3 protein-coding genes are annotated in these 9,899 nt (G+C 68.1%); 1 reads left to right on the top strand and 2 read right to left on the bottom strand.

The window, feature by feature from the left end; all coding sequences use genetic code 11:
* On the bottom strand, positions 1-6,103 hold a 6,103-nt coding region (locus HMPREF9719_RS00840), incomplete at its 3' end, for a DEAD/DEAH box helicase (RefSeq protein ID WP_004600057.1).
* 361 nt (positions 6,104-6,464) lie between these two features.
* Between HMPREF9719_RS00840 and HMPREF9719_RS09355 the strand changes: the two genes are divergently transcribed.
* Positions 6,465-7,016, top strand: a complete 552-nt coding sequence (locus HMPREF9719_RS09355; RefSeq protein WP_158501202.1) for a Panacea domain-containing protein — start codon at positions 6,465-6,467, stop codon at positions 7,014-7,016.
* A 45-nt stretch (positions 7,017-7,061) separates the two neighbouring features.
* Here the strand turns inward: HMPREF9719_RS09355 and HMPREF9719_RS00835 are convergent.
* Positions 7,062-9,899, bottom strand: a 2,838-nt coding sequence (locus tag HMPREF9719_RS00835; protein WP_004600056.1) for a hypothetical protein, incomplete at its 5' end; no start/stop codon positions are given.

Genomic DNA, 9,899 nt, shown 5'->3' with positions numbered 1-9,899 from the left:
GCGCGGCCTGGGTGCGCGTCGGGGCAGGAGCCGCGGCGGCGCCGGGTGAGGCCGCGGTGAATGAGACGCGGTCCTCGCCGACGGCGAGCAGGTTGGCCAGCGCCCAGAACTGGCCCCACGCCTCCCGGTAGGTGTCTGGGTCGTCGGTGTAGCCGAGCCGCAGCTCGCTGGGGGCCGATCCGGTGATGGCTAGCTCGATGAGCCGGCCGACCGGAATGGCGCTCTTCTCATCCCACGTGCGGGCTGCACGTGCGGCGGTCGCCGCGTGGATGACGGCGCAGCGCCCAGCGAGGCCCCAGATTTTCGCGTTCGGGCGCTCGACGAGCGCGAAGAGCTGCTCGACCGGGCCCCGGGTGAGCAGGGCGACCTCGTCGTGCGCGTTGAGGCCGAACCTCTGGGCCACTATCAGGTCGACCTGCCCGCCCGCGTGCCACAGCGGGGTGGTTGGAAGCACCCCGGTGCGCCGGTACTCCTCGTACTCGTCGAGGTCGCGCCACGTGATCGTCCACGGCACGATGCCGTCGGCGGCGAGCAGGCTGCGCGCGTCCGCGTCGTGGCCGGCCCGGTGGTTGACCGCCGCCCCGTGGTAGGCGAAGCCGTCGAGGTAAATCGCGATGCGTCTCGTGCGGGTGGAGTTCTCCAGGTAAAAGTCGGCGATGGTGCGGGCGTGGAGGAGCTTCTTCTGCTCCTCGAACGTCCACGACTCGGACTTCTCCTCGTTCTTGTCGTCGCCGGTCGTGAACCTGAAGGTGAGCTCCCGGCGGCCCTCCGAGGTGTGGCGCTCGACGATGTCGGCGTGCTGCGACTCGAGCCAGGAGCGGAACACCTCCGAGAAGCGGTGCTCGAGGAGGCTGTCCTCGTCGATGCTGGGCCGCTCGTGGGTGATCTCCCAGAAGTCCGGGCCGAGGTCCGCCGGGGAGCGGCCCTCGCTGAGGCGCAGGTCGTCGGTGAGGATCTTCGTCAGAGCGACGTCCGCCGCCGCCCGCGAGGTCTTGTCGATCTGCCGGTAGGGGGCGTAGGGAAGCAGGCACTTCGGGCACGCCTCCCGGTCGGAGTGCTGGCAGTCGCAGTCGTGCACGATCTCCCAGGCGCTCTTGAGCAGCTCGAAGACCTGCTTGGGGCTGTGGAACTGGGAGAGGTACCCCGTGCCGCCGGGCACCTGGTCGTGGATGACGAGCGCGTCCTGCGGCCGGGGCGAGCCGGGCGCCCCGATCGGCAGCGTCACGACGTCGAGGTTGTCCGGGTCGCCACCGAACTGCTTTCGGAAGCCCAGCTTGATCGCGGCGACGAGGCTCGGCAGGGAGATCGTGTCCGCCCCCGAGGCGATCGCCGGCGGCAGCTGCAGCAGCACTGCCTGCGTGGTGAGGGTGCGCCCGAGCGCGAAGCTCACCGTGTCCTCCTCGCGCTCCATGCGGCGCGGGCACCACGGCCGGTGGTCGCGCGGGTCGTTGCCCCCGGCCCGCGAGTCGACCTGCCCGCACACCCGGCACACCCGAAACAGCGGCGCCTGCGGCGCGCGCCCCGCGATAGCTAGGCCCTCGCCCTCCCCGCGGCCGAGGTTGAGCCAGCGCAACGTCGCGCGCGGCAGGTACGTCGCCCCGAAGCCCGAGGACGTGAACCAGCCCGAGTCGAGGTCCTCCTCGTCGGCCGCGAGCGTCGTCGCGAGGTGGAAGCTCGCCTGCGAGCGGTCGTCGGTCTGGTCGCCGATCGCCGCGCGGGTACGCTCCACCGAGGCCGAGACCTGCCGCATGGGCAGCACGTCGATCTGCTGCGACTGGTCGGCGAACGCCTCCGAGCCGCAGCGCGGGCACGGGCCCGGGTCCCCGGGCTCGGCGGTGTCGTTGCGCACGTACGAGCAGGACGGGCACACCCGCCACTGCTCGACGTCCCCGCCGTCGCGGTCCATCTCCACCGCGTCGATGGTGGCGGCGACCCCGTCGACGTAGAAGGTCGCGCCGGGCGCGAGCTCCTGGAGCGCGGCGGACACCCCGCGCGAGTAGGAGCGCCGCATGGGCGTCCACTCGAGCTCCACGGAGTCCCACTCGCTCACCGTCAGCTCGAGGTCGACGGCCTCGTCTAAGAGCGTGAAGTTCGGCAGCAGGCCGTAGTCCTCCATCGCGGAGACCCAGTGGCGCCGGGAGTGCTCGATAAGCTGCCGGTTCAGGCTCTTGCGCATGGTTTTGAGGTCCCGGTACTGCTCGTACTCGTCCTCGCCGGCGGAGAGCCGCTGCCTACCGGTCTCGTCGACGACCTTGCCCTCGAGCTCCTCGAGCACGGTCGAGGCCTGCACCAGGCGCTCGCCGAGGCGCCGCTCGTCGGCGGTGAAGCGCTCCGCGGCGCGCTCGACGTCGCGCACCGCGCAGTCGGAGTCCTTCGCGGTCGCCCAGTCGCGCAGCTCGTCGGTGGCCTCCGGGGAGACGGCGCGCTCGCCGATGGCGCGGAGGAACTCCTCGACCCGGGCGCGGGCGAACTTCTCGTCGGAGAGCAGCTCGACGAGCACGGTGTGCAGGCCGCGAAGGCTCGCGTTGAGCGCGTGGTCGGCGTTGTTGAGCTCGGGGAGCTCGGCCTCGACGTCGACGTAGTCGATGACGGAGGCCAGAAACTGCCGCTTGAGGATCGCGGCCGCCTCGAGCATCGCCCACGGCGGGTTGACCCGCCCGTCGATGACGGAGAGCGGCTGGTTGAGCTTCGGCAGGGCCTTGCCGCGGCCGCGCACGAGAGCGACGATGAGCGAGTTGCCGCTCAGGCGGCCCGCGCGGCCGACGCGCTGCACGTAGCTCGCGACGGTGTCGGGCAGGGAGGCGAGCATGACGGCGGAGAGGTCGCCGATGTCGATGCCCATCTCGAGGGTCGGGGTCGCGACGAGCACGTTGGGCGCATCTGGGGCGCTCTCGCCCTCCGAGCCGCGGAACTGCCGCTCGAGGTCCTGGCGGGCCTCCCGCTCCAGCAGGCTCGTGTGCTCCCGGGAGACGACCGTGCGGGGCCGCTCGGTGGCGTACAGGCCCTGGTAGTAGTTTTCCTCCACCGGTTTGGCGGTGAGCCGGCCTGGGCAGCCCTTCGTGAAGCACGGCGCGCCCTCGAGGTGGGCGCGGGCTTGCGTGCCGACGGCGCGCCTCGCGTTGCACACCGGGCAGGCGACGAGCTCGCCCGCGCCCTCGGTGGAGACCTCCACGAGGCCCGGGGCGAGGGCGTAGACGATCGCGTGGGTCTCGGTGGTGACCTTGTGGAGCCAGCCGGCCTTCGCCATCGCGGCGAGCAGCTTCGTCACCGCGCGGGACGCCTCGTCGCGCGGCAGGCCGAGCGCGCGCCTGCTCCACGTCGCGTAAAAGCCCTGCGCCGAGTTCACCGGCGTGAGCGGGCTGGGTCGGTGCAGGGTGCGCCCGAGCCGGGGGAACTCCGGGGCGGTCTCGAAGCGCATCCTGGGCACGCCGCGGTCCCTGGCTTGCCGGCGGTTGAGGAGGAAGACGTTGCCGTCGTCGGCGAGGTAGGGGCGCAGCCACTTGTGGTCGATCGCGCCGCGCATCCGGAGGAACTCGAGCACCCCGCGCGCCCAGCGCACAACGTCGCCGTCCCGCCAGCCCTCGAGCGGGGCGGTGACCTCCTCGAGGGCGTTTCTGGCGGCCTCGAGGGCCTCGTCGTCGTCGACGACGACCTGCGCGGTCACCGAGCCGGTGAGCCCCAGCGAGCGCGGCAGGTCGGAGCGGCTGCCGAACTCGAGGATCTCGTCGAAGGCGAGCCGCTCGAGCGCGGCGTCGCGGGCGTGCTGCCGGTCCACGGCGCCGGCCTTCGGGTCCCACAGGGGCCGGAAGCGCGGCGAGCGCGCGAGCTCCGGGGGAAGCAGCTCGAAGCGGGAGCGCAGCTTATCCGCCTCGGTGGTCGCGGCGCGGTCCGCGGTCTTCAGAAGCAGGCGGGCGAGCTCGTCGAGGCGCGCCGTGCCGCCGGCCTCCGCGACGGCGCGGCGCGTCTGGGTGCGCAGGCTGAACGACCTCGAGCGCGCCTGCACGAACGCGGCGCGGTGCGCGGCGTCCTGCACGGAATCGGTGAAGACGAGGGTCTTCTTCTCCTTGGCGTCGAGCACGTCGAGCCCGAAGAGGTTCGACAGCGACACCGACAGCAGCGTCGCCACGCCCGAGCCGATGAACCGGATCGAGTCCTCGTTCCCGCACGACGGGCAGGTCTGCTTTGCCGCGGCCTTGGAGATTCCGTCCTTAGTGTTCGCGTAGCTGAGCACCGGGGCGAGCGCGTCCTCCTCGCCCGATCCCAGCGGGGAGGCCGACAGGGTCCTAGTCGTCGTATCCAGCCAGTAGAGCTGCCCCGGGGCGTCGCCCGTGTCCCGCGGATCGTCGGCCTCGTCCTCGCCGGGCCGCCCCGGAGCCGCCTCGAGGAGCGGGCGGAGGTTTTCCCGCTGCGTGCGATTCATCGACATCGCGCGGATCTTCTGCGGGTCGAGCACCACCCGGTCGTCGGTGGAGGCCTCGAGTGCCGCCATCCAGCCCGAGCGGCCGCACTGGCGGCAGTAGCACGCCGGCAGCCACGCCTCGTCCGCCGCCGCGTCCGCCGGCCCATCGTCCGACCAGCGGAAGCGCTGCTCCCCGGCGAGCCGGTCGATGCGGGAAACCTCCCGCACCCACAGGTGCGCCTCCAGGCCGGGCAGGATCTTGCCCTCGAAGCCGCCCGCCTCCTCGCCGAGCCGGGCCCGCAGGTCCGCGAACAGCGACACGAGGTAGGTCGTGAGCTCCTGGTAGGCGTTCTCCTGCTCGCCGGCGTCCTTCGGGCCGAAGAGCTCCTCGGCGAGCCCGACGACGTCCTCGCCCTCCCTCGTCGTCAACGGGCGGGGAGTGGCCGCCGCGGCGAGGAACCGCTCGGTGAGCGGGTGCGCCGCGACCCTGACGATCTGCTCGCCCAACGAGTCCCCCGGGCCGAAGCCGAAGACCTCGCGGCCTAAGACCTCGCGTACCGCGTCGATGTAGTTCGAGCCCTTCGACGCCGCGGCCACCTGCTCGAAGATCTCGTCGGCCTCCGGGGCCGCGCCGCCGCCCGGGTAGTCCTCGGGGCTGGGTGAGGGGGTGGTGGCGACCGGCCCGAAGCGGCGCAGCACCTCCGCGCGCCAGTCCGGGATCGACATCGACGCCTCGCCGACGATCGCCTCAGGAGACAGCTTGCGCCCGAACACCTGGAACGCGAACTCGAGCATCGACTTCACGTCCTCGCCGCCGCCCAGCGTCGCCGACGTCGCCACCGGCGTCACCAACCCCAGCGGATCCCGCTGCTGCCGGCGGGTCAGCAGGCTCGAGTCCTGATAGCGCCGGAGCATCATCCCCAGGCGGCGCAGCAGCAGCGCCACATCGGTTCCCTGGGCGCCGTCGTAGGTGTGAAACTCGTCGAGCACCAGGTAACGCAGCGAATCCGCCGAGATGCGCCAGATCTCCCGATCAGCCGGACGCAGCAGCAGCTGATCGAGCATCTTGTAGTTCGTCAACAGGATGTCCGGCGGCGACGAGCGAATCTGGCTGCGATCCGTGATGAGCGAATCCTTTCTCACCCTCGTCGCGCCCGAGCCGGACGTCTCCCCCGTGTAGATGCCCGCGGTCACCCCGCCCAGATCGTCCGCGAAGTCGGTGAGCAGCCCCGCCAGACGAGAGGCCTGGTCGTTGGCCAGCGCGTTCATCGGGTAAAGGATGAGCGCCTTCACGCCGCGCTTGCCGAGGCGGCGCTCGCGTCGGGCGTGGTCGAGGATGGGGTAGAGGAACGACTCGGTCTTACCCGAGCCCGTGCCCGTGACCACCAGGGTGGGCTCCGGCTCGTGCTCCTTGCCGCCCGGGACCTTGCTGCGCAGCCGCTTAAACGCCTCGGCCTGGTGGTGGTAGGGGCGAAACCAGTCTGGCAGCCACTCGAGGAGCTCGTCGGGCTCGTCCTCGGCGGGCGCGTACGGCATGCGGGCCTTGACGTACGGTCCGTAGAACATGCCGTTCTCCCGGTCGCTGAGGAACGCCCCGAGGGCCTCGCTTGTGCCGCGGTCGGCGAGCGCGAAGCTCGTCGTCAGGTACTCGGTGATCCCCCGAACGAGCTGGCCCGCCGCGTAGACCGGGAGCAACGACGACATCGGCTTCTCCTCCTCACTTCGCGTCCCGCCAACCACGCGCATGTCGACGACGGGAGGCGTGGTGGCGCCCCTATCGCGTCGGCGGCGACGTAGTTTTCGTCCTGATGCTAGTCGCATTCCTGGTCGCTGCCCGCAGCGCGTTACCCGGCTCGCGCAGGCGGAGACGTTGAGGTGTCGCGACTCGGCTGGAGCCTGCGACCGAGATCCTGACAGTCGGTTACTTCTATATGGCGGGGATAACTTAAGTTATTGCGACAGCGTAGGTGCGTTTTATCCGGTGCTGCGTGCGATCTCTTGGTAATTTCCTCAGGTAACCACACGTGGCTTGACGCTCGATGGTTCGACGGAAGGGGAGGGGCTCTTGAAGGCCGAGTACGTGGCTGCGTACATCCAGGAGCAAACCGGCACCGAGGATGAGTGGCAGCTCCAAAGGCTCATTTACTACGCCGACGCGTGGGCTCTGGCGTGGACGGGGCGACCCCTGGTTGGCGAGGGGTTCGAAGCGTGGAAATACGGTCCAGTCTGCCGCGAGCTCTGGAACCGCCGCCAGGCTATCAAGGGTGAAGGGGTTGAGTCTCCCCAGCGGTTTAAGCTCTCCAGTTTGCAAACCTCTATCGTCGATGCGGTTCTTGATTATTATGTGCGATTATCTCCACGCTCCTTGATGGAAAAGACTCGCGGGAAACCTCCATGGGTAAACATGCGACGTGGCCTGTCCGATGATAGTCATGGCTGCAAATTGATCGATCGGGACGAGGTCATGAGGTTCTATGCAACCGAGGCCCTGGAAGGTCGGGCGCCGGTAGTTCCGCCGCAGGTCGCGAGCCCCGGGGTCGGCAGTAGCCAGAGCGAGAGGATCGACAAATTGGCTAGAAAATGGTCTCCGGTACTTGAGCGTCTTGCGGAGTTATGACGCCGGAATTGGTGTTACCTCTCGGGAACCTCCGTGAAATACATCCTAAAGTTTTTCGGTTATCTCTCGATAGCAAGCGATTAGATCGGCTATGCGGTCGAGCGGGGTGAACGGGTACTCGAAGACGTACTCGACGCCGGACTGCGGGTGGGCCCAGGTGCGCTCCTCGACCGAGAGCGGCTCATCATCGTTCGCGGTGGCTGCTTTGTTGTGGGTCTTGGTGATGTCCTTCGGCACGCCGCGACCGTTCCGGTCCACCAGGTCGGTCTTGTCCCGCTGGTAGAGCACCGGGAACTGGGTCCGGTAGATCATCACCAGATCCTCGATCCCGACACCGAGGGCGATCGACACCGCGGCGTTGAGCAGATTCTCGGTGTGCCACCGATCTTTTGTGGTGCGCACCGGGACCTCCGGCGTCCACTCTGTGTCGGTGAGCTCTTCCCACAGCGGGGCATAGGCCTTGGTGAGGCAGTTCAAGCGCAGATAGGCCGGCACAGCGAACTGGTCGATCGCGGGATTGGAGCTGGCTGGGACCAAACCATTCACAAGACTGGCTTGAAGGTGCGCATTACCCGTAGCCCTGAACTGAAAATCAGCAAGAAGGCTTGCAGCTAAAGTGCCAAAGCGAACAAGTATCTTTGAACTCTCCGTATGACCTGCCGAGTACAGGGTGAGTACGTGCTCGGTTCCGGGTGGGATGATGGAGGGGTACATGGTGCGGTAGCCGGTGGTGGCTGCCATTTCGCGCCAGGCGATGCGCCACTGGTCGCGTACCGGCACCTGGCCGACACCGTCTTTGGTCCAGTAGCCGTAGGCGGCGTCGCGATCCGTGCCGTCACCGGTTTCGGGTTGGTAGCCGGTCGCGGGCAGGAAATCCGCGGGTATCGCCTCGAGGTCCACGGCGGTGTAGTCCTGATTGTGTTTCAAGGTCGGGTTGGGTTGTTTGATCATCGGGGTCGCCACACCCAGATGCGGGCCCTGCAGAATCACCCCATCCCACGAAGCGGGTTGCGCATATCCGCGATCAAACCAACCTTTGCGCTTATCGATGCTCTCGTCCCAGCCACGCGAGTACTGCAAACCCAGCTCCGCCACACGCGGGGCCTTGGCCAGGGTCTGTAGTACGCGGGCGGCGTCGGTGTTGACGGTGTAGACCATGCGCGCCTCACCTGCCGGGGTCTCCGGGGTTTCCATCAGCCCGGCCCACAGGGTAAGGGTGTCGGTGGTGACGTGCTGGATCCGATCCGCATGCGGCCGCATGTCCCACTTGTCGTCTTCGGTTTTTAAGCCGGGCACGGGCCCGGTGCCGTCGTGTTTGAGCGAGTCTGTCGCGGTATCCGGGTGGTAGAGCGAGACGGCCTGGAGGAAATCCGGGGCCACCTGCCGGTCGGCATACACATGCACCCCGAAGGTCACGTGGTCATCGATCTCGAAAAGGATGAGCTTGTTGAGGAACTGCCAATGCCTGCGCAGCCGGAGGTAGGCCTGGCGGCGTAGGGGTGCGGCTTTCTTTTCGGTGAAGTGCGATTCCGGGTGGATCAGCCCCACCACCCCGCCGGGCGCGGTAAGCGACCAGGTGGTGGGCATGAACCCGCGGTATAGATCCGGCTGCTGGCCGGCAAGCTGTGGGTAGAAGGCTTGGTTGCCCAACACGGCGGCGGTCGCTGCGGTGACCGCGCTGTCGTCGATGACGGCGGCAGCGACCCGCGGGTCTTGCAGGTCGCGGTTGCGGCGGGCGGTTTTTTCTTTGGCGGTGTGTTTCCCGGTCAGTTGGAACCACGGGTCGAACTCGCCGATGACCATCTCGTCGTCGGAACGGGGGCGGACCCACGGCGGGTTTCCGGTAACGAGGTCGAAGCCGCCGCTGGTGGCGAACACGTCAGAGTAGTCGAGCTCCCAGTGGAAGAATCCCTGCCGCGATGCGACCTGGCGGGCAACAGTGAGCCACGGGTGACGAGACTCCACCTGGTCAACACGGCGCGCCCCTCCAAAGGAGAGGAATTGTTTTTCGGCGTCTGCGAGTTCGAACCAGCCGTCGGTTTCACCCAACTCCAGCTGGCCGGTCGTGTCGCCGGTGCGTTTGAGCGGGTCTTGGCCGAGGAGTTCTTCGAGTGTGGTGAGCCATTCGTCCCACTCGGGCGGAGCCACCCGCACTCTGTCAACCACCGTGTCGTTGTCGGTGAGTGGCCAGAACGTCAGCGCCGACCAGGCATCCATCACCAGCCTGAGACGTCGGTAGGCGTTGTTCTCGTCACCACTCAACCAGTCCTCGATCTGGGCGCGAGTGACAACCTTCTCGTTGCTGTCAGTGAGATTCGCGGTGTCGGGTTGTCCCCACACGGGGATATTGCGCTTGGCGTGCTGGTTGGCGATGCGCATCCGCTCCGCCGACGAGGCCCACAACACCTCGACACGCCGCGACAGCGCCACCAGACGCTTCACCTGCGAGGAATCCGGGCTCTTCTGCACGCTGCGCCGCCAGGCCTTTACGTTCTTGACGTGGTCGGCGGCGAGTTTCTTGACCGTCGAGGAGTCCACCCCCGCACCCCACGTCGAGCTGGGCAGCAGGAATGACCACACCCGACCAGCAAGACCACTGGTTTCGTCTACCCCACCATCGCTCTGGCTGTGGGGGAAGGCGACCGGGTCGGGCTGGGTTTTCAGCCAGGCCTTCTTCTTCAACTGATTTGTGCTGTAGGCGCTGCGGCGCGCCCCGATGAGTGTGTTGCCTCTTCTCAGGTGCAGCCCGAACCACGGGGCGGTCAGCTCCCCGGTCATCGTCGCCAACCACAGGGAGATCTCTGCCAACTCAACCGCCGTGGAGTTCAAGTCGACGCCGTAGACGCGGTGCAGCGCGATCCACGCCTTCACCCGCTGCAGCTG

It is taken from the genome of Corynebacterium otitidis ATCC 51513, assembly GCF_000296405.1.
GTDB classification, from domain to species: Bacteria; Actinomycetota; Actinomycetes; order Mycobacteriales; family Mycobacteriaceae; genus Corynebacterium; species Corynebacterium otitidis.
This window is presented reverse-complemented; position numbering and strand designations above follow the sequence as displayed.